General features: G+C 53.2%; 2 protein-coding genes. Both read left to right on the forward strand.

Translation table 11 applies throughout. The annotated features are described in order from the left end of the window. The first annotated feature begins 9 nt into the window (after positions 1-9). On the forward strand, positions 10-16,227 hold the full coding sequence (locus OCU74_RS01920) for a non-ribosomal peptide synthetase (RefSeq protein WP_261856155.1): 16,218 nt from the start codon (positions 10-12) through the stop codon (positions 16,225-16,227). A 2-nt stretch (positions 16,228-16,229) separates the two neighbouring features. Next, positions 16,230-24,419: a non-ribosomal peptide synthetase gene (locus OCU74_RS01925; RefSeq protein ID WP_087483054.1), complete on the forward strand. Its 8,190-nt coding sequence runs from the start codon at positions 16,230-16,232 to the stop codon at positions 24,417-24,419. Positions 24,420-24,434 lie beyond the last annotated feature (15 nt).

Genomic DNA, 24,434 nt, shown 5'->3' on the forward strand with positions numbered 1-24,434 from the left:
ACATACATCATGAGTACGAATGATGATTTGCGTGTATCAATGGATAATTTATCTGATGATGAAGTTGTGAAGCTGTTCGAGCTGGCAAAAGCAAGAGGACTGAAGCGGAAAAAGAAAGAAAAAGCGCCGGAAATTCAGCCGGTCACGCGCTCGCCGGAAGGGGAGCCTTTAGCGCTGGCACAACGGCGTATCTGGTTTTTGTCCGAGATGGAACAGAGCGCCTCTGATGCTTATATCATTAACGGCTCTTTCCGGCTGAAAGGTCAGTTAGATATCGCTATATTACGGGAAACGCTGGATCAGATGGTTTCTCGTCATGAATCTCTCCGGACTTACTTTTCCCGCCGGGACGGGCAGCCATTACAACAGATTGTGCCGGCGGATTGTGGTTTTTTACTGGATGAAGTGACTGAAGCTGATCTGTCTGAACCTTATCTTCCTCATTTTGATTTATCAACGGGACCACTAGCCCGGGCCGAACTGGTTCACGTTCGGGAAAATGAATTTGTTCTGCGTGTAGCATTGCATCACACCATTGCCGATGGCTGGTCGATGAGTGTATTAATTCAGGAAGTGGGTACGCTGTATGCAGCACTGAGTCAGGGAAAAAACAATCCACTATCACCATTACCGATTCAGTTTGCTGATTATGCACACTGGCAGCAGTCTTTTTCAGAATCTGTCATTCCACGCCAACGGGATTACTGGGTTGAACAGCTTCGGGATGCACCTGAGTTTCTGGAACTCAGAACCGACTTTCCCCGTCCTTCGGTACAGGATCATGCTGGTGCCGGTCTGAGTTTTACACTGGATCCTTCTCTGACTGCATCGCTGAAAGCTTTGTGCCAGAGATGCGATACGACTTTGTTCATGACACTGTTTGCCAGTTGGGCGACTTTAATGAGCCGGCTTGCCTGTCAGGATGATGTAGTGATTGGTGCGCCGGTTGCAGGACGGAATCGCGCTGAACTGGAAGGTCTTATCGGGATGTTTGTCAATACTCAGGCATTGCGGGTGGACCTGAGTGAACAGCCCGATACTCTGGCGTTGCTGGCGCAGGTGAAAGACACAGCACTGGCCGCACAGTCGAATCAGGATATTCCGTTTGAGCAGGTGGTTGAAGCAGTTGTTACAGGCAGAAATCCAGCCTACACACCATTATTTCAGGTGATATTCGCACTTCAGAATCTGCCGGATTCAACATTGAGTCTGCCCGGCATCAGTTTATCTCCGGAAGAAGAGCCGTTTAAGACAGCGAAGTTTGATTTGAGTCTGCTACTCAGCGAATCCGGTGACACGCTTTCCGGTTATCTGAACTACGCAACGGCACTGTTTGAGGAAGCGACAGTTGAACGCTATCTCGGTTACTGGATACGGCTACTGGAAGGCATGACGACTCAACCGGAGCTGCCGGTGACGGCTCTGCCTATCCTTGGGGAAGATGAATATCAGGCTGTGATTCATGAATATAACCACACCCTTTACGATTATCCTTCTGAATGTGGTATTCACACGCTTTTCTCTCAACAGGCGGCCGAATCGCCCAATGCAACTGCGGTGATTACAGATGATGGAACATGGGATTATGCAGCGCTGGAAACTCACGCCAATGCGCTGGCTAACCGACTTCAGACACTCGGTATTCAACCGGGGCAGCGCATTGCTATTCGCCTTCCCCGTTCTGCGGCGTTGATTCAGGCCGAACTGGCAATTCTTAAGGTCGGTGGTGTTTATGTACCGCTTGACCCGGCAGCCCCACCGGAGCGGCAGGATTATGTATTACGGGATAGTGGAGCAACGATTTTAATCGGCGAACCTGGTGCTGCCAGTACATATCCGTCACTGAATGTTCTGGAGATGAGTGATGCTCTGGTGAACGAGTTTTGTGATGAGCAGATTTCGGTTCCGGTCAGTGGAGAATCGCCTGCCTATGTCATGTATACCTCCGGTTCAACCGGAAACCCGAAAGGGGTTGTTATTCCCCATCGGGCAATCGCCCGGCTGGTGCTCAATAATGGCTATATGGAAGTGATGCCGTCTGACCGGGTTGTTCTTGCTGCCAACCCGGCTTTTGACGCAACCACGATGGAGGTATGGGCGCCCTTACTCAACGGTGCCAGTGTGGTAGTCATTCCACAGGATACATTGCTGGATGTTCATGCGTTCGGCCATTCCCTGATGATGCATCAGGTGAATATTATGTTTTTGACCGTGGGCCTGTTTAACCAGTATGCCGATGATCTGAAGGACGTTCTGTCTGGATTGAAGTACCTGCTGGTTGGCGGAGATGCATTGGATCCGATGGTGATGCGGCGGGTTCTGAATAACTCTCGTCCCGAACATTTACTGAATGTTTACGGGCCGACGGAAACGACGACTTATGCACTGTCATTCCCTATTCATGACATCCCGGCCGAGGCAAGCGGTATTCCGCTGGGACGCCCGATTGGTAATACTCAGATTTATCTTTTAAATCCTCAGGGACAGCCGGTGCCACAAGGTGTGGTCGGCGAAATCTATATTGGTGGCGATGGTGTTGCCGAGGGATATCTGGGACAGCCGGAGCTGACGGCAGAACGTTTTCTTCCTGATCCCTATGCGTTAGCTTCCGGTGCCCGGATGTATAAGACCGGTGATTTGGGATACTGGCGGAAAGATGGAAACATTGAGTTTGTTGGCCGGAATGATTTTCAGGTGAAAATCCGGGGTTTCCGGATTGAGCTGGGTGAAATCGAACTGGCATTACTGTCATGTGGTGTGGATTCTGCAATTGTTCTTGCCCGTGACGATGGCTCTGCATCGAAACGTTTAGTGGCATATTTTACCCGTCAGGAGCGTTCGGTTACGGCTGCGGAACTGAAGTCCCGTCTGGCAGAGCGTTTACCGGATTACATGGTGCCGGTAGCTTATGTCGAGTTGGATAAAATGCCACTGACAGCCAATGGTAAAGTTGATCGGAAAGCCTTGCCTGAACCGGATGAAAGTGCTTTTGTCCGTCAGGCTTTTGCGGCTCCGGAAGGTGAAGTTGAATCCGTTCTGGCCCATATCTGGGGAACGCTGCTTGGCATTGAGCAGGTTGGACGGCATGACAACTTCTTTGAACTGGGTGGGCAGTCGCTGCTGGCGGTACAGATGATCGAACGGCTGCGCCAGCAGGGTTACCAGATGGTCATCCGCGATCTGTTTGCCCGGCCAACACTGGCGGCACTGGCTGAAACATTGAATCATCAGCCACAGGGAGAACAATCAGACATCCCACCAAACCTCATTCCCTCTGGTTGTCAGTATATCACACCGGAGATGCTGCCGCTGGTCACGCTGAGTCAGCAGGAGATCAACGTTATCAGTCAGACCGTTGATGGTGGTGTTGCCAATATTCAGGATATCTATCCGCTGGCACCGCTTCAGGAAGGGATTCTGTTCCATCACCTGTTAGAAGAGCAGGGCGATCCTTATATCACCCGTTTTATTCAGGGTTTCAAACATGAGTCGGATATCGATACCTTTATGGAGGCGCTTCAGTATGTGATGCAGCGCCATGATATTCTGCGCACCGCCGTCGTCTGGGAAGGTCTGGATACGCCGGTACAGGTGGTCTGGCGGGAAGCGCCGGTGATACTGAAAACTCTGGAATTTGAACAAGACATAACTGTTGCCGATGCATTGTGTCAGCAATTTGATCCGGCCCATACCCGAATGGATATCCAGCGGGCACCGATGATTGAAGCTTACAAAGTTGCCGATCCGGCTGAAGACCGCTGGCTGCTGTGTTTCCTGTTCCACCATTTATGTAATGATCATACGACGCTGGAATTACTGGTTGAAGAGGTTCAGGAATATATTGCGGGCCGTCAGGCTGATCTGCCTAATCCACTGCCGTTCCGTAATTTTGTGGCTCAGACGACGTTGAAAGCCGACCGGGAATCTCATCTGACCTACTTCCGGGATTTGTTAGGCGATCTGGATGAGCCCTGTAGTCCGTTTGGATTACAGGAACAGCAGGAAAGTGAGCTGGCGGAAGGTGTGCATGTGGCTGTGGATTCACATCTGGCAGAGCAGTTGAGAAGTTTGGCCCGTCAGCGTGGTCTGAGTCCGGCAGCCTTGTTCCATCTGGCCTGGGGACTGGTAGTCCGCAGTGCCACCGGTCAGGAAGACGTAGTCTTCGGGACGGTGCTGTTCGGCCGGATGGCCGGCGGCGAAGGCGCTGACCGGGTGCTGGGCATGTTCCTCAATACACTGCCGCTACGATTGTCACTGGCCGGTGTTTCGGTCGAGTCTGCTCTGACACAGACTCAGACACGTCTGGCTGAACTACTGGAGCATGAGCATACCTCGCTGGCTCTGGCACAGCAGTGCAGTGGTCTGAGTAATCAGACCTCGCTGTTCAGTTCGCTGCTGAACTACCGTTATCAGGGCAGCAGCACTCAGGACGCAGAAGCATCAGAAGCACTGGGCTCAGTGGTCTTTGCTGCCGAGAATACCAACTATCCACTGACCGTGGCGGTTAACGATATTGTCTCAGGCGGCTTCTCTCTGGACATTCATGTCAGCCGGAGTATTGGCGGTGAGCGGGTCGGTGCGATGCTGCTGGCAGCCCTGAACGGTCTGGTCAGTACGCTGACACAACAGCCGTCTGAGCCGGTCAGTCAGATGAACATCCTGCCGGACAGTGAACGTGAAAGAGTGCTGGAAACCTTTAACCAGACTGAAATTCCATTCCCTGAGTATGAATGTATCCACGCATTGATTGAAGGACAGGTGGTAAGAAATCCGGCTGCAACGGCGGTGGTCTTTGAAGACCAGTCGCTAAGTTATGCCGAGCTGAACCGTCAGGCCAACCGTCTGGCGCACTGGCTGATGAGTCAGGGTGTCCGTCCGGACAGCCGGGTGGCGGTGTGTCTGGAGCGGAGCTGTGAGCTGGTGGTGTCGCTGCTGGCGATTCTCAAAGCTGGTGGTGCCTATGTGCCGTTAGACCCCGGTTACCCGACCGAACGGCTGGAATATATGCTGTCCGACAGTGTTCCGGTGGTACTGATTACCACAGATGAACTGGCGTCACGGCTGGGACAGTTACCGGAGGCGACTCAGTTCGCCGATATGTCGGCAGCCCAGCAGCCGTGGGCGGGTTATCCGGACAGTAATCCGAATATTCCTGAACTAACCAATCGTCATCTGGCTTACATCATCTATACCTCGGGTTCAACCGGTCTGCCGAAAGGGGTAATGAACGAACACCGGGGCGTGGTGAACCGGCTGTACTGGATGAAAGAAGATTATGGTTTCGGGCCGGGCGATGTGGTGTTGCAGAAAACCCCGTTCAGCTTTGATGTCTCGGTATGGGAGTTCTTCTGTCCGTTATGGTCCGGTGCAACGCTGCTGATGGCCAAACCGGAAGGACATAAAGACCCGGATTATCTGAAAGATTTAATCACGTCTCAGGGTGTAACTATCCTGCACTTTGTCCCACCGATGTTACAGAGCTTCCTTGAAGTGGTTCATGCGGGAGACTGCAACAGTCTGCGGCTGGTGTTCTGTAGTGGTGAGGCACTGCCGGCAGAAGCGATTCGTAAGAGCTATGCCCGACTGCCACATATTGAGCTGCATAACCTGTATGGTCCGACGGAAGCGGCGGTGGATGTCACCGCATGGCACTGTCCACGCACACTGGCAGGCGACCGGGTTTCGATTGGCCGTCCGGTGGCGAATACCCGGATGTATGTACTGGACGGAGAAGGCCGTCCGGTGGCAGTGGGTGTTGAAGGTGAGCTTTATATTGGTGGTGTTCAGGTTGCGCGGGGTTATCTGAACCGGGATGAGCTGACGGCAGAGCGGTTTGTGGCGGACCCTTATTCACAAGAAACAGATGCAGTGATGTACCGGACGGGTGATGTGGGTTGCTGGCTGGCAGACGGAACGATTGAATACCGCGGCCGGAATGACGACCAGGTTAAAATCCGGGGTTTCCGGATAGAGCTGGGAGAAATCAGTTCGGCGTTGCAGGGTTGCTCTAGCGTGAAAGACGGCGTGGTGGTTGCGCGTGCATTGGGCAGCGGTCCGGACAAACAGTTAGTGGGTTACTACACAGTTGAGGATGGAGAAAACTGCCCGGATGTTGAATCTATTAAGGCTGAGCTGAGTGAGCGTCTGCCGGTGCACATGGTGCCGGTGGCTTATGTGTTGCTGGATGAAATGCCGCTGACGCCGAACGGGAAAGTGAACCGTAAGGCTCTGCCGGAGCCGGATGAGCGTTCGGTGGTCCGGCGTGAATATGAAGCGCCGGTGGGTGATGCAGAGACACAGCTGGCCGATATCTGGTCTTCGTTACTGGGTGTTGAGCGGGTCGGTCGTTATGACAACTTCTTTGAGCTGGGTGGTCATTCCCTGCTGGCGGTTCAGATGGCAGAGCGTCTGCGTCAGCGAGGCTATCAGTTAGTCATTCGTCATCTGTTCTCACGGGTGACACTGGCAGAACTGGCTGCAACTCTGGTTGTACAGGATGCAACAGCACAACTGGACATTCCACCTAATCTGATTCCGAGCGGTTGTCAGCATATCACGCCAGAGATGCTGCCGCTGGTCACGCTGAGTCAGCAGGAGATCAACATTATCAGTCAGACCGTTGATGGTGGTGTTGCCAATATTCAGGATATCTATCCGCTGGCGCCGCTTCAGGAAGGGATCCTGTTCCATCACCTGTTAGAAGAGCAGGGCGATCCTTATATCACACGTTTTGTTCAGAGCTTCAGGCATGAAGCAGATATCGATACTTTCATGGAAGCGCTTCAGCATGTGATGCAACGGCATGATATTCTGCGCACCGCTGTGGTCTGGGAAGGTCTGGATACACCGGTACAGGTGGTCTGGCGGGACGCGCCGGTGACACTGAAAACGCTTCATTTTGAATCGGGCAGTCACGTAGCCGAGACGCTACGCCAGCACTTTGATCCGGCACATACCCGGATGGATATTCAGCGGGCGCCGATGATTGAAGCTTACAAAGTTGCCGATCCGGCTGAAGACCGCTGGTTATTGTGCTTTTTACTTCACCATTTATGTAATGACCATACCACACTGGAATTGCTGGAAGATGAAATCCGTCTGTATCTGACAGGTCGCGAGGCGGAACTGCCTAATCCTCTGCCTTTCCGTAATTTTGTGGCTCAGACAACGTTGAAAGACGACCGGGAATCTCATCTGGCCTATTTCCGGGAGTTACTGGGTGATCTGGATGAACCGTGTGCGCCTTTCGGGTTTCAGGAGTTTTCCGGAGATGCTCATCATATCGAAGCAACCCATCTGGATATCGAGGAGCGAGTCTCCGGAGAGATCCGGGATCAGGCCCGTCGCTTGGGGTTAAGTCCGGCAGTCTTATTCCATCTGGCCTGGGGACTGGTAGTCCGCAGTGCTACCGGTCAGGAGGATGTGGTCTTCGGGACGGTGCTATTTGGCCGGATGGCTGGTGGCGAAGGCGCCGACCGGGTGCTGGGTATGTTCCTCAATACCCTGCCACTGCGTCTGTCACTGGCAGGTACTTCGGTCGAGTCTGCTCTGACGCAGACTCAGACACGTCTGGCTGAATTACTGGAGCATGAGCATACCTCGCTGGCTCTGGCACAGCAGTGCAGTGGTCTGAGTAATCAGACTCCGTTGTTCAGTTCGCTGCTGAACTACCGTTATCAGGGCAGCAGCACTCAGGACGCAGAAGCATCAGAAGCACTGGGCTCAGTGGTCTTTGCTGCCGAGAATACCAACTATCCACTGACCGTGGCGGTTAACGATATTGTCTCAGGCGGCTTCTCTCTGGACATTCATGTCAGCCGGAGTATTGGCGGTGAACGGGTCGGTGCGATGCTGCTGGCAGCCCTGAACGGTCTGGTCAGTACGCTGACACAACAGCCGTCTGAGCCGGTCAGTCAGATGAACATCCTGCCGGACAGTGAACGTGAAAGAGTGCTGGAAACCTTTAACCAGACTGAAATTCCATTCCCTGAGTATGAATGTATCCACGCATTGATTGAAGGACAGGTGGTAAGAAATCCGGCTGCAACGGCGGTGGTCTTTGAAGACCAGTCGCTAAGTTATGCCGAGCTGAACCGTCAGGCCAACCGTCTGGCGCACTGGCTGATGAGTCAGGGTGTCCGTCCGGACAGCCGGGTGGCGGTGTGTCTGGAGCGGAGCTGTGAGCTGGTGGTGTCGCTGCTGGCGATTCTCAAAGCTGGTGGTGCCTATGTGCCGTTAGACCCCGGTTACCCGACCGAACGGCTGGAATATATGCTGTCCGACAGTGTTCCGGTGGTACTGATTACCACAGATGAACTGGCGTCACGGCTGGGACAGTTACCGGAGGCGACTCAGTTCGCCGATATGTCGGCAGCCCAGCAGCCGTGGGCGGGTTATCCGGACAGTAATCCGAATATTCCTGAACTAACCAATCGTCATCTGGCTTACATCATCTATACCTCGGGTTCAACCGGTCTGCCGAAAGGGGTAATGAACGAACACCGGGGCGTGGTGAACCGGCTGTACTGGATGAAAGAAGATTATGGTTTCGGGCCGGGCGATGTGGTGTTGCAGAAAACCCCGTTCAGCTTTGATGTCTCGGTATGGGAGTTCTTCTGTCCGTTATGGTCCGGTGCAACGCTGCTGATGGCCAAACCGGAAGGACATAAAGACCCGGATTATCTGAAAGATTTAATCACGTCTCAGGGTGTAACTATCCTGCACTTTGTCCCACCGATGTTACAGAGCTTCCTTGAAGTGGTTCATGCGGGAGACTGCAACAGTCTGCGGCTGGTGTTCTGTAGTGGTGAGGCACTGCCGGCAGAAGCGATTCGTAAGAGCTATGCCCGACTGCCACATATTGAGCTGCATAACCTGTATGGTCCGACGGAAGCGGCGGTGGATGTCACCGCATGGCACTGTCCACGCACACTGGCAGGCGACCGGGTTTCGATTGGCCGTCCGGTGGCGAATACCCGGATGTATGTACTGGACGGAGAAGGCCGTCCGGTGGCAGTGGGTGTTGAAGGTGAGCTTTATATTGGTGGTGTTCAGGTTGCGCGGGGTTATCTGAACCGGGATGAGCTGACGGCAGAGCGGTTTGTGGCGGACCCTTATTCACAAGAAACAGATGCAGTGATGTACCGGACGGGTGATGTGGGTTGCTGGCTGGCAGACGGAACGATTGAATACCGCGGCCGGAATGACGACCAGGTTAAAATCCGGGGTTTCCGGATAGAGCTGGGAGAAATCAGTTCGGCGTTGCAGGGTTGCTCTAGCGTGAAAGACGGCGTGGTGGTTGCGCGTGCATTGGGCAGCGGTCCGGACAAACAGTTAGTGGGTTACTACACAGTTGAGGATGGAGAAAACTGCCCGGATGTTGAATCTATTAAGGCTGAGCTGAGTGAGCGTCTGCCGGTGCACATGGTGCCGGTGGCTTATGTGTTGCTGGATGAAATGCCGCTGACGCCGAACGGGAAAGTGAACCGTAAGGCTCTGCCGGAGCCGGATGAGCGTTCGGTGGTCCGGCGTGAATATGAAGCGCCGGTGGGTGATGCAGAGACACAGCTGGCCGATATCTGGTCTTCGTTACTGGGTGTTGAGCGGGTCGGTCGTTATGACAACTTCTTTGAGCTGGGTGGTCATTCCCTGCTGGCGGTTCAGATGGCAGAGCGTCTGCGTCAGCGAGGCTATCAGTTAGTCATTCGTCATCTGTTCTCACGGGTGACACTGGCAGAACTGGCTGCAACTCTGGTTGTACAGGATGCAACAGCACAACTGGACATTCCACCTAATCTGATTCCGAGCGGTTGTCAGCATATCACGCCAGAGATGCTGCCGCTGGTCACGCTGAGTCAGCAGGAGATCAACATTATCAGTCAGACCGTTGATGGTGGTGTTGCCAATATTCAGGATATCTATCCGCTGGCGCCGCTTCAGGAAGGGATCCTGTTCCATCACCTGTTAGAAGAGCAGGGCGATCCTTATATCACACGTTTTGTTCAGAGCTTCAGGCATGAAGCAGATATCGATACTTTCATGGAAGCGCTTCAGCATGTGATGCAACGGCATGATATTCTGCGCACCGCTGTGGTCTGGGAAGGTCTGGATACACCGGTACAGGTGGTCTGGCGGGACGCGCCGGTGACACTGAAAACGCTTCATTTTGAATCGGGCAGTCACGTAGCCGAGACGCTACGCCAGCACTTTGATCCGGCACATACCCGGATGGATATTCAGCGGGCGCCGATGATTGAAGCTTACAAAGTTGCCGATCCGGCTGAAGACCGCTGGTTATTGTGCTTTTTACTTCACCATTTATGTAATGACCATACCACACTGGAATTGCTGGAAGATGAAATCCGTCTGTATCTGACAGGTCGCGAGGCGGAACTGCCTAATCCTCTGCCTTTCCGTAATTTTGTGGCTCAGACAACGTTGAAAGACGACCGGGAATCTCATCTGGCCTATTTCCGGGAGTTACTGGGTGATCTGGATGAACCGTGTGCGCCTTTCGGGTTTCAGGAGTTTTCCGGAGATGCTCATCATATCGAAGCAACCCATCTGGATATCGAGGAGCGAGTCTCCGGAGAGATCCGGGATCAGGCCCGTCGCTTGGGGTTAAGTCCGGCAGTCTTATTCCATCTGGCCTGGGGACTGGTAGTCCGCAGTGCTACCGGTCAGGAGGATGTGGTCTTCGGGACGGTGCTATTTGGCCGGATGGCTGGTGGCGAAGGCGCCGACCGGGTGCTGGGTATGTTCCTCAATACCCTGCCACTGCGTCTGTCACTGGCAGGTACTTCGGTCGAGTCTGCTCTGACGCAGACTCAGACACGTCTGGCTGAATTACTGGAGCATGAGCATACCTCGCTGGCTCTGGCACAGCAGTGCAGTGGTCTGAGTAATCAGACTCCGTTGTTCAGTTCGCTGCTGAACTACCGTTATCAGGGCAGCAGCACTCAGGACGCAGAAGCATCAGAAGCACTGGGCTCAGTGGTCTTTGCTGCCGAGAATACCAACTATCCACTGACCGTGGCGGTTAACGATATTGTCTCAGGCGGCTTCTCTCTGGACATTCATGTCAGCCGGAGTATTGGCGGTGAACGGGTCGGTGCGATGCTGCTGGCAGCCCTGAACGGTCTGGTCAGTACGCTGACACAACAGCCGTCTGAGCCGGTCAGTCAGATGAACATCCTGCCGGACAGTGAACGTGAAAGAGTGCTGGAAACCTTTAACCAGACTGAAATTCCATTCCCTGAGTATGAATGTATCCACGCATTGATTGAAGGACAGGTGGTAAGAAATCCGGCTGCAACGGCGGTGGTCTTTGAAGACCAGTCGCTAAGTTATGCCGAGCTGAACCGTCAGGCCAACCGTCTGGCGCACTGGCTGATGAGTCAGGGTGTCCGTCCGGACAGCCGGGTGGCGGTGTGTCTGGAGCGGAGCTGTGAGCTGGTGGTGTCGCTGCTGGCGATTCTCAAAGCTGGTGGTGCCTATGTGCCGTTAGACCCCGGTTACCCGACCGAACGGCTGGAATATATGCTGTCCGACAGTGTTCCGGTGGTACTGATTACCACAGATGAACTGGCGTCACGGCTGGGACAGTTACCGGAGGCGACTCAGTTCGCCGATATGTCGGCAGCCCAGCAGCCGTGGGCGGGTTATCCGGACAGTAATCCGAATATTCCTGAACTAACCAATCGTCATCTGGCTTACATCATCTATACCTCGGGTTCAACCGGTCTGCCGAAAGGGGTAATGAACGAACACCGGGGCGTGGTGAACCGGCTGTACTGGATGAAAGAAGATTATGGTTTCGGGCCGGGCGATGTGGTGTTGCAGAAAACCCCGTTCAGCTTTGATGTCTCGGTATGGGAGTTCTTCTGTCCGTTATGGTCCGGTGCAACGCTGCTGATGGCCAAACCGGAAGGACATAAAGACCCGGATTATCTGAAAGATTTAATCACGTCTCAGGGTGTAACTATCCTGCACTTTGTCCCACCGATGTTACAGAGCTTCCTTGAAGTGGTTCATGCGGGAGACTGCAACAGTCTGCGGCTGGTGTTCTGTAGTGGTGAGGCACTGCCGGCAGAAGCGATTCGTAAGAGCTATGCCCGACTGCCACATATTGAGCTGCATAACCTGTATGGTCCGACGGAAGCGGCGGTGGATGTCACCGCATGGCACTGTCCACGCACACTGGCAGGCGACCGGGTTTCGATTGGCCGTCCGGTGGCGAATACCCGGATGTATGTACTGGACGGAGAAGGCCGTCCGGTGGCAGTGGGTGTTGAAGGTGAGCTTTATATTGGTGGTGTTCAGGTTGCGCGGGGTTATCTGAACCGGGATGAGCTGACGGCAGAGCGGTTTGTGGCGGACCCTTATTCACAAGAAACAGATGCAGTGATGTACCGGACGGGTGATGTGGGTTGCTGGCTGGCAGACGGAACGATTGAATACCGCGGCCGGAATGACGACCAGGTTAAAATCCGGGGTTTCCGGATAGAGCTGGGAGAAATCAGTTCGGCGTTGCAGGGTTGCTCTAGCGTGAAAGACGGCGTGGTGGTTGCGCGTGCATTGGGCAGCGGTCCGGACAAACAGTTAGTGGGTTACTACACAGTTGAGGATGGAGAAAACTGCCCGGATGTTGAATCTATTAAGGCTGAGCTGAGTGAGCGTCTGCCGGTGCACATGGTGCCGGTGGCTTATGTATTACTGGATGAGATGCCGCTGACGCCGAACGGGAAGGTAAACCGTAAGGCTCTGCCGGAGCCGGATGAGCATTCGGTTGTGCGGCGTGAATATGAAGCGCCGGTGGGTGATGCAGAGACACAGCTAGCCAATATCTGGTCCTCATTGCTGGGTGTTGAGCGGGTCGGTCGTTATGACAACTTCTTTGAGCTGGGCGGACATTCCCTGCTGGCGGTGCGGATGATTTCCCGGGTTCGTGAGCTGCTGGGTTGTGAGCTGACACTGGCGACACTGTTCTCACATCCGGCTTTATATGAAGTTGCCGGGACGTTGAGTGAGTCTGAGCATCCGGTCTTGCCTGCGATTACTCCGCTGGCTGCGGGTGAGGCAGCACCGTTGTCACTGGCACAGAAACGGTTATGGTTCCTGGCACAGATGGATGCTCAGGCAACCTCGGCTTACACCGTGCCAAGAAGTGTTCGTCTGCAAGGAAAACTGGATGTCGATGCGCTGCAACGGGCACTGAATCAGATCGTTGTCCGTCATGCCACATTGCGGACTCACATTGAAGTTGTTCAGGGTGAACCGGTTCAAGTCGTTGGTGCATCAGGTTCCGGATTCCCGCTGACTTATCTTGATGGTGAAGGCATCATGGATGAACTGGCGCCATTCAGTCCGGAGTTTGACCTGTCACAAGGGCCGTTGGTTCAGGGGCAGTTGATTCGGGTTTCGGCAAATGAGCATTGGTTACGGATTGTAATGCACCATATTATTACCGACGGCTGGTCGATGGGGATCTTCACCGATGAACTGGCTGCATTATATGAAGCCAATTGTCAGGGTCTGGATGATCCGCTGCCAGCGCTAAGTATCCAGTATGGTGATTATGCCGCGTGGCAGCAGATGCATTTGCAGGGAGAAGTGTTGCAGCAGCAACAGCAGTACTGGAGTGAGCAATTGCGTGATATCCCGGATTGCCTGACATTACCAACCGATCGGCCACGTCCTGCGCATCAGGATTATCATGGAGCAAGTCTGCCGGTTTCTTTGAGTTGTGAGCTGACAGAGCAGCTTCGTCAGTTAAGTCAGCACAACGGATGTACTTTATATATGACGCTGCTTGCCGGTTGGTCTGCGGTCATGAGCCGCCTTTCGCATCAGGATGATGTTGTGATTGGTTCTCCCGTCGCCGGACGTACCCGGACTGAAGTTGAAGGTCTGATCGGGATGTTCGTCAATAGTATGGCGATGCGTGTTCAATTGTCCGATGACGTTGATACGCAAACTTTGCTGGCTCAGGTGAAAGACACGGCTCTGGCTGCTCAGGCTCATCAGGATATTCCGTTCGAACAGGTTGTTGAAGCGGTTGCTCCGGTCCGGAGTCTGTCCCATGCACCGATATTCCAGGTGGTGTTTGCTTTACAGAATACGCCTGAACATCAGGTACAGCTGCCAGATTTAACGCTGGAAGCACTGGTAAGTGACATTTCTACTGCGCAGTTTGATCTCAGCCTCGAAGTTCATGAAGGTGAAAACGGACTTGCCGGTTATCTGACCTATGCCACCGCTCTGTTTGATGAAGAAACTGTCCAGCGTTACCTCAGTTACTGGATCAATCTGCTCGAAGGCATGGTCAGTCAGCCGGAGCTACCGATTGCTGCTCTGCCAATTCTTGGCGAAACCGAGCAGCAGCAAGTGATTCGTGAGCTGAATCAGACTAATTTTGATTATCCGGCCGATTGTGGCATTCATACCTTGTTTGCCCGTCAGGTTGCCCGCTCACCAGAGCAGGTTGCAGTCGTGACTGACGATGGTGAATGGGATTACACCAGTCTCGATGTGCGGGCCAATGCATTAGCCTTCCGACTTCAGTCTCTTGGCGTCGAACCGGGACAACGGGTTGCGGTCCGGCTGCCCCGCTCGGCTGCATTGATTGTCGCTGAACTGGCGATCCTCAAATGTGGCGGTGTGTATGTGCCTCTTGATCCGAATGCACCAGCAGAGCGCCAGCAATATGTTGTGGATGACTGTGGTGCAACGGTACTGATCGCTGAAGCTGGTGTCCGACAGGATAATACAGCGATCAGATTACTGGAAATGACACCATCTCTGCTTGAAGAAGAAAGGCGTGAACCGGTATCGGTTGTCGTTGGCGGTGATGCACCGGCGTATGTGATGTACACCTCAGGCTCGACCGGTCAGCCAAAAGGGGTAGTCGTGCCGCATCGGGCAATCGCCCGGCTGGTGCTGAACAATGGTTATATGGAAGTACAACCATCCGATCGCGTTGCTCTGGCGGCCAACCCGGCCTTTGATGCCACCACGCTGGAAGTGTGGGCACCACTACTCAATGGTGCTGCCGTGGTGGTGATTGAACAGGACACCCTGCTCAATGTGCAGTCGTTTGCCCAAGCATTGGAAAACCGTCAGGTCAGCATTCTGTGGCTGACGGTCGGTCTGTTCAATCAGTATGCCGAAGGACTGAAAGCTGTCTTACCCGGCCTGCGTTATCTGCTGGTCGGGGGCGATGCGCTGGATCCGGCGGTGATCCGCCGGGTGCTGGCTGAAAGTGCGCCGGCGCATCTGCTTAACGGTTATGGTCCGACTGAGACCACGACGTTTGCCCTGACTTATGAAATTACGGCGGTCAGTGAGGATGCTGCGAGTATTCCGCTGGGGCGTCCGATCGGCAACACGCAGGTGTATCTGCTGAATCCTCAGGGACAACCTGTTCCACAAGGTGTGGTCGGTGAGCTGTATATCGGTGGTGATGGTGTGGCGCTGGGTTATCTGAATCAGGATGAACTGACGGCAGAGCGTTTTGTTGCCGACCCTTATTCGGCGGCCGCGGATGCCCGGATGTACCGGACCGGTGACCTTGGGTATTTACGTTCGGATGGCACGATCGAGTTTGTCGGGCGCAATGATTTTCAGGTGAAGGTGCGGGGCTTCCGGATTGAACTGGGAGAAATTGAGTCGGCACTGGTGTCGTGTGGTGTTGAATCGGCGGTGGTGATTGCGCAGGGCGATTCGGCGTCGAAACGTCTGGTGGCTTACTTTACCGGTGGTGCAGGGATGAGTGCAGGAGAGCTGAAGTCACGCTTATCGGAACACTTACCGGATTACATGGTGCCGGTGGCTTATGTGACGCTGGCAGAAATACCGCTGACGGCGAACGGTAAGGTTGACCGCAGAGCACTGCCGGAGCCGGATGAGGCCGCTTTTGTTACCCGTGAGTATGAAGCACCGAAAAATACAATGGAGACGACGCTTGCTGAGATCTGGAGCAGTTTACTCGGTGTTGAACGCGTAGGACGTCAGGATGATTTCTTCGAACTGGGCGGACACTCACTACTGGCTGTCCGGCTGATTTCTGAAATCCAGCATCGCCTCAGTATTGAAGTGACGATCACCGAGCTCTTTGAACATTCAGTGCTATCAGCGCTAGCGATGAAACTGGCTTACATCAAACTCTCTGCTTTTGCATCACAGGATATTGAGCATGTGGCGCAACGTTTATCAAAAGGGAAGAAATAATAATGACAGATACACGCTTTTCTATTGATGAGTTGTCACCGGAAGAAATGATGGCAATTCTTGAGCAACTGGAACAGGATGGGGCGTTACAGCCCCAGATTCCCGGACAGGAGATGATCGTTGCTGCTGATGAGAGCCGACGGGAATTTCCCCTTTCTCTGGCACAACAACGGTTGTGGGTTCTGTCCCAAATGGATGCTGCAACTACAGCTGCATATATTATTGCCGCAGGTCTACGGATTCAGGGGCCGCTGAATATGTCGGCTTTAACTCAGGCTCTGGATCATCTGGTTGTTCGTCATTCGGCTTTGCGAACCCACATCGAAATTCGCTCCGGGAAACCGATGCAGATCATCAGTCCGCCGGATTGTGGTTTTCCGCTGGAAATCAATGACTCTGTGTCAGATGAAGCCGATATCGCTTATGAGGAACCCCGGTTTGATTTGACCAGAGGACGACTGGTGCAAGGGCGTTTAATCCGCCAGACGGAAACGGATCATACTTTGTATATTGCGATGCATCATATCATCGCCGACGGCTGGTCAATGGGAATCCTGACGGAAGAGCTGAGCACGTTATACCGTGCTTTTGCTCAGGGGATGAAGGATCCACTGCCGCTTCCCGCCATTCAGTTCGGCGACTATGCATTGTGGCAGCAGGAACATGTGCAGGGAGACATGCTGGAACGACAGCAGCAGTACTGGATCTCTCATCTGCAGGGTGCTCCGGAATTTCTGGCGTTGCCAACAGATCGTCCCCGTCCCGAGCTGCGGGATTATATCGGCAGCAATGTCATGGTGACACTGGATGCAGACTTGACTGCGGGCCTGAGAGCTTTAAGTCAGCGGCACGGATGTACGCTGTATATGACGTTGCTAGCTAGTTGGGCTACCCTGATGAGCCGTCTGGCCGGTCAGGAAGAAGTGGTGATTGGTACACCGGTTGCCGGACGGACCCGGAAAGAAGTTGGTCATCTGATCGGCATGTTCGTCAATACTCAGGCGCTGCGTATCGATTTCTCTCAGCCTTTAAATACGGAAGCTCTGCTGGCTCAGGTCAAAGCCACATCTCTGGCGGCACAGTCAAATCAGGATATTCCTTTTGAACAGGTTGTTGAGGCCGTTGCACCACAACGGAGCCTGTCTTATTCACCCGTATTTCAGGTGTTATTTACGCTGCAGAATCAACCGAAGGTCGAAGCTGAGCTGGCTGATATGCGCCTGTCTCATGTTGAGGTTCCGGACACATCCGCCAAGGTTGATCTGGCCTTGATCATGACTGAATGTGATGACCATTTATCCGGAACGCTGAACTATGCGACTGCTCTGTTTGAACCGGCAACGATCGAGCGCTATTTCAGTTACTGGAAATGTCTGCTGGAAGGTATGGTGGCAGAAAACCATCCGTGTGTGCAGACGCTGCCGATTCTGCCTGAAGCCGAACGAACTTATCTGATACAGGAGCTGAACCGGACAGCAATGGATTTTGCTGAAGATGTCTGTATTCATCAACTGTTCGAAGAATTTGTCTGGGAAACCCCGGATGCAACAGCGCTGGTGACCGATTGTGAATCTCTGACTTATGGCGAGTTAAATACGCGGGCCAACCAGCTGGCTCACTGGCTGGTTGAGCAGGGCGTTCGGCCTGACAGCCGGGTTGCGGTGTCTCTGCCTCGTAGTGCAGATTTACTCATTGCTATGTTAGCAGCGATGAAAGCCGGTGGGGTTTATGTACCGATGGACCCGAATTATCCGGATGGACGTCTGATCCATATGCTGACGGATAGCGCACCGCAAGTTCTGATTACCCATGCTGACGTACGGCCGCGCTTGGGAGACATTCCACAGGGTTGTACTGAAGTTGATATCAATACGCAACGCCACTTATGGGCAGGGTATGCTACGACAAACCTAGATGCTCAGGCACTCAATCTGACTTCCCGGCATCTGGCATACATTATCTATACCTCGGGTTCAACCGGAAAGCCGAAAGGCGTCATGATCGAACATCATGGTCTGTGCAACGTATCATTTGCCCAGCGAAAGATGCTTGGTGTCGGCAAAGACAGCCGGGTATTACAGTTCGGCTCAATCAGTTTTGATGCGAGTCTGTTTGAGATGGTGCTGGGAATCTGCTCGGGTGCCGAGCTGCACTTTGCCGGCCCCGGTCAACCGCTGGGAGAAGAATTGCTGACAATTCTCAAATCACGTCGCATTACCCATGCACCTTTACCTCCTGCGGCGCTGGCAAGTATGCGGACTGATGTTCTGTTACCCGATTTGAAAATGCTCCTCACTGCCGGGGAAGCGGTGACCCGCACGGTAATTGAACCTTGGCTGACCGAAGGGCGGATGGTCTATAACGGATATGGTCCGACGGAGACCACCATTTGGGGAACGACATGTGCATTGCATCAGGGCTTTGAAGGGCAGCCGCCGATCGGATTGCCCAGACCGAACGGGAAGATTTATATCCTTGATTCTGCCGGTGAACCGGTTCCTGTAGGCGTGACCGGCGAAATTTACATTGGTGGTGTCGGGATTGCCCGGGGATATCTGAACCGTCCCGAACTGACCGGAGAGCGCTTTGTTCCGGACCCGTTTTCAGCACAACCTGATGCCCGTATGTATCGCACCGGTGATCTGGGTTGCTGGAAACAGGATGGGCTGATTCACTATCAGGGACGTTGCGATAATCAGGTAAAAATCCGCGGATACCGTATCGAACTGGGCGAGATTGAAACAGCGCTTCGCCGTTGCGTGGGGATTCAGGATGCGGTCGTTACAGCCCAGAAAGACAAGCGGGGCAATCAGCGTTTAGTGGGATATTATACCCAAACGGCAGCAACAACAGTTTCTCTGGCCGATCTGAAATCCCGTCTGAATGAGACGCTACCTGATTATATGATTCCGTCCGCTTACATGTTACTGACGCAATTGCCCCTGACACCGAACGGGAAGGTAGATCATAAAGCGTTGCCACCTGCCGATGAAACGGCATTTGCCCACCGGGAATATGAAGCACCACAAAGTGATATCGAGCAATTACTGGCAACGATCTGGAGTGACTTACTGGGCATCAGCCAGGTCGGGCGTCAGGATCACTTCTTTGAACTGGGTGGTCATTCATTGCTTTCGGTTCAGCTCATCGAACAACTTCGTCAGCGTGGATATCACCTTAGTGTGAAATCTTTATTCAACCATCCGACACTGGCATCTCTGGCACTGGCTTTGTCTGAAGATAGATCAGTTGTAGAAACAGCAGTGCCGCAGAATCTGATTCCTGAACAGTGCACTGAGATTCTTCCTGAGATGTTACCGTTAACCGATCTGACTTCAGCAGAAATTGATGTGATTGCTGCCAGTGTTACCGGTGGTACTGCCAATATTCAGGACATTTATCCGCTGGCACCGTTACAGGAAGGAATTCTGTATCATCATATTCTTCAGAAAGACAGTGATCCGTATATTACGCCGGTCATTCTGACCTTTGAGCAGAAATCCCGGATGACTCATTTTCTGACGGCCTTGCAGGCAGTTATTCAGCGCCACGATATTCTGCGTACAGGGATTGTCTGGGACGGACTGCGGGAAGCACAACAGGTAGTCTGGCGGGATGCGCCATTGTCTGTTCATGAGTTACAGATTCATGAACTGTCACAGGATGAATTGGCTCCGGCGACGGGAGGCCCTGAACAAGATATTGTCCGGATATTGCAGGAACATTTTGCTCCTTCCAGGGTGCCGATGGATGTGTCTCAGGCTCCGATGCTGGCTGTTCATTTTATGGAAGACCCTGCCAATGATCGCTGGGTAATGTGTCTGCTTCAGCATCACTTATGTATGGATCACACCACACTGGAACTCGTGATTGAGGAAGTTCAGGCGCATCTGTTGGGACAGGAGCAATCCCTGCCGCATCCGATACCGTTCCGTAATTTTGTCGCTCAGGCCCGGGCTGAACTGGACAAACAAACCTATGTTGATTATTTCCGCGAACAGTTAGCGGATATAGAGACGACTTCGGCACCATTTGATCTGCTGGAAACGCAGAGTCGCGGACATCAGATTGAGTCGTTGCGTCACCCTGTGGATGATGGACTGGCACAGCAGATACGCACACAGGCCCGGTTATACGGGGTCAGCGCAGCAAGTCTGTTCCATCTGGCCTGGGGCATGGTTATTCGTGCGACGACCGGCCGGGATGATGTAGTCTTCGGAACCGTTCTGTTTGGCCGGATGGCTGGCGGAGATGGTGCTGACCGGGCTCTGGGCATGTTCCTTAATACACTGCCGTTGCGTTTATCTCTCGGGGATATCGCAACCGGCGAGGCGGTCCGGACAACGCATCGCTTACTGGCTGAGTTGCTGAATTATGAACATGCACCGCTGTCGCAGGTGCAGAAATGTAGTGGCGTTAGTGCTCCGGCACCTTTATTTACCTCACTGCTAAATTACCGTTATCAGGGAGGAAGTTCACAAACGAAAGTTGATGCCGAGCAGTCAGAGTTCGCCTGGCAAGGTATTGATATGCTGATGAACGAAGAACGGACCAACTATCCGGTCGGTTTATCGGTCGATGATCTGGAAGGTGTGGGATTCAGTCTGGATTTGAAAGTCGATCACCGTATCGGCGCAGAGCTAATCGCTGTGATGGTCGAAAATGCACTGACTGCGCTGATGACAGCTCTGGAAGCCGATTCAGACCGCCCGGTTCATCAACTGAATATTCTGCCGGACAGTGAACGCGAAAGAGTGCTGGAAACCTTTAACCAGACCAAAGTTCCATTCCCGGAAGATGACTGTATTCACTCACTGATTGAAGGACAGGTAGCGAGAAATCCCGATGCAACGGCGGTGATATTTGAAGAGCAATTACTGAGTTACGCTGAGCTGAACCGTCAGGCCAACCAACTGGCCCGCTGGCTGGTGGAACTGGGCGTGCGTCCGGACAGCCGGGTCGCGGTGTGTCTGGAACGCAGCTGTGAGCTGGTGGTGTCACTGCTGGCAATTCTTAAAGCCGGAGGTGCCTATGTACCGTTAGACCCCGGTTACCCGACCGAACGGCTGGAATATATGCTGTCCGACAGTGAGCCGGTGGTGCTGATTACCACCGGAACACTGCTGGAAAGTCTGGGTCAGACACCGGCAGCAACGCGTCTGGTGGATTTATCTTCGCTGGTTCAGCCCTGGACTGATTGTCCGGATACCAACCCGAATATTCCTGAACTAACCAACCGTCATCTGGCTTACATCATCTATACCTCAGGTTCAACCGGACTGCCGAAGGGTGTGATGAACGAACACCGGGGTGTGGTCAACCGTCTGTACTGGATGAAAGAAGATTATGGTTTCGGACCGGGCGATGTGGTGTTGCAGAAAACCCCGTTCAGCTTTGATGTCTCGGTATGGGAATTCTTCTGCCCGTTATGGTCCGGTGCCACTTTGCTGATGGCCAAACCGGAAGGACACAAAGACCCGGATTATCTGAAAGATTTAATCACGTCTCAGGGTGTAACTATCCTGCACTTTGTCCCGCCGATGTTACAGAGCTTCCTTGAAGTGGTTCATGCGGGAGACTGTCGCAGTCTGCGGCTGGTGTTCTGTAGTGGTGAGGCACTGCCGGCAGAAGCGATTCGTAAGAGCTATGCCCGACTGCCGCATATCGAGCTGCATAACCTGTACGGCCCAACAGAAGCTGCGGTGGATGTCACTGCGTGGCACTGTCTACGCACACTGGCAGGCGACCGGGTTTCGATTGGTCGTCCGGTAGCCAATACCCGGATGTATGTACTGGATGGTGAAGGCCGTCCGGTGGCAGTGGGTGTTGAAGGTGAACTTTATATTGGTGGTGTTCAGGTTGCGCGGGGTTATCTGCACCGGGATGAGCTGACGGCAGAGCGGTTTGTGGCGGACCCTTATTCACAAGAAACAGATGCAGTGATGTACCGGACGGGTGATGTGGGTTGCTGGCTGTCGGACGGAACGATTGAATACCGCGGCCGGAATGATGACCAGGTGAAAATCCGGGGTTTCCGGATAGAGCTGGGAGAAATCAGTTCGGCGTTGCAGGGTTGTGTTGGTGTGAAAGACGGCGTGGTGGTTGCGCGTGCATTGGGCAGCGGTCCGGACAAACAGTTAGTGGGTTACTACACCGCAGAAGACCAAGCGGCATGCTCGGATGTTGAATCTATTAAGGCTGAGCTGAGTGGGCGTCTGCCGGTGCACATGGTGCCGGTGGCTTATGTATTACTGGATGAGATGCCGCTGACGCCGAACGGGAAGGTGAACCGTAAGGCTCTGCCGGAGCCGGATGAGCATTCGGTTGTGCGGCGTGAATATGAAGCGCCGGTGGGTGATGCTGAGATGCAACTGGCCGATATCTGGTCTTCATTGCTGGGTGTTGAACGGGTGGGTCGTTATGACAACTTCTTTGAGTTGGGCGGACATTCCCTGCTGGCGGTGCGGATGGTCAGTGAAGCACAGAAACAGGGTGTTTCCTTAGATCTGGCAACACTGATGTCGACTCCGGTACTGCATGAACTGGCTGTAGTTGCTGTTCAATCTAAAAATACCATTGATCAGGTGATTCCATTCCGGAATACTGGTCAGCAGTTACCGTTGTTTATTGTGCCGGAATTCAGTGGTGAACTGTTATACGGTCCGGCTCTGACGGCTGCAATTGATCCGGATGTGCCGGTGTACGGGCTCTCTGCGCCTAACCGGATGCAACCATCCCTGAAAACTTATCAGAGAATGGCTGAACGATATGTAAACATGATTCGTCAGACTCAGCCTGAAGGACCTTACCGGCTGTTTGGCTGGTCTTCCGGTGGAGTTCTTGCCTATGAAATTGCTGCTCAGTTGCTCGGTCAGGATCAGAATGTTGAGTTTCTCGGCATGCTGGATAGCTGGGTGCCGGGTGTAGTTGAACAGCCGGAACAGTCTGATGATGAGATGATAAATACCCTGAGTCATAACATGGTTGCCTATCTGGCAGAGCAGATGTCCGGACAGAGTGTGGATCTTCCGGAACAAGGCCATTGGCGGGATTACTATCAGGCAGCATGTACTTTTGGCTGTTTACCCCAGAGCTGGACGGAAAACTATTTCCATCAGATGCTGATCCATCAGAAAGACTTTCTCCGGGCGGAGTACCATCCTCTGCCTCTGCCGGTACATATCGATATTATTGCGGCAGAGAAATCTCCGCAAATCACGCCTCTGCTTGGATGGGATCGCGTGTTGCCGGAAGAGAATATCCATTGTGTGACGGTTCCCGGAACGCATTACGAGCTGGTGAGTGCACCTTATGTAGAGAAAGTAGGCGATTCGATTTCACAGGCTATTGTCCGGCGTCGCGAGTTTCTCCGGCAGAATCCACCGCTTCAGTCTCACAATGAGACGCCCGTGATGAAATTGCAGAATGGGGAAGCAGGTCAGCCTGTTGTCCTGTGCATTCCGGGTGCCGGAGATAATGTCTTCTCATTTGTCGATTTTGTGCATGCGATGCCTTCTGACTGGACCGTCCTTGCGATCCAGCCTCGGGGACTGTGGGGCGGCGGTATCCCTCATTCCAGTGTTGAAGCTGCCGCGGCCTTCTATCTTCGGGCTCTGGAAGATGTTCTGGATACTCGTGATATTCATGTCGTCGGTCATTCGTTTGGTGGATGGGTTGCCGTGTCACTGGTCACTCAAATGGAAGCTCAGGGAATCTCGGTGAAATCGCTGACGATAGCTGATTCTCGTGTCCCGATGCTGGCACATCATCAGGAATATAGTGATGTTCAGGCGTTGATACGGTTGATCGAGTTATTTGAAATGCGTGGCTGTTCACTTGGTATGACTGAAAAAGAGCTTACTCCGCTTTCGTATGATGAACGTCTTGCGCTGACGTTAAGTCGTTTGATCGAAAACGGACTGCTGCCGAAAAATACCCGTATTAGTGATTTTGCCGGTATTTTCCGGGTATTTGCGACCAATATTCGTATTTGGTTTACCCCGGATGTTTTACCTGAAACGCCGATGACTCTGGTAATGGCTCAGGGTTCTTCTCCCGAACGCTTTGTCGGCTGGAAGACACTGATGCCTGAAATGAAGGTCTTACAGAGTCTGGGCAATCATATGACGTTGCTGAAGCTACCTAATGTTCAGCTACTAGCTGATACCGTACAGGGTAAATCTGCTATTTAACTGAAGATGTTGTGA

The sequence above is a fragment of the Vibrio mangrovi genome (genome assembly GCF_024346955.1).
GTDB classification, from domain to species: Bacteria; Pseudomonadota; Gammaproteobacteria; order Enterobacterales; family Vibrionaceae; genus Vibrio; species Vibrio mangrovi.

Excerpts from the sequence above, each read along its gene's own strand:
- OCU74_RS01920 (WP_261856155.1), top strand. The coding sequence starts at position 10 with ATGAGTACGAATGATGATTTGCGTGTATCAATGGATAATTTATCTGAT.
- OCU74_RS01925 (WP_087483054.1), top strand. The coding sequence starts at position 16,230 with ATGACAGATACACGCTTTTCTATTGATGAGTTGTCACCGGAAGAAATG.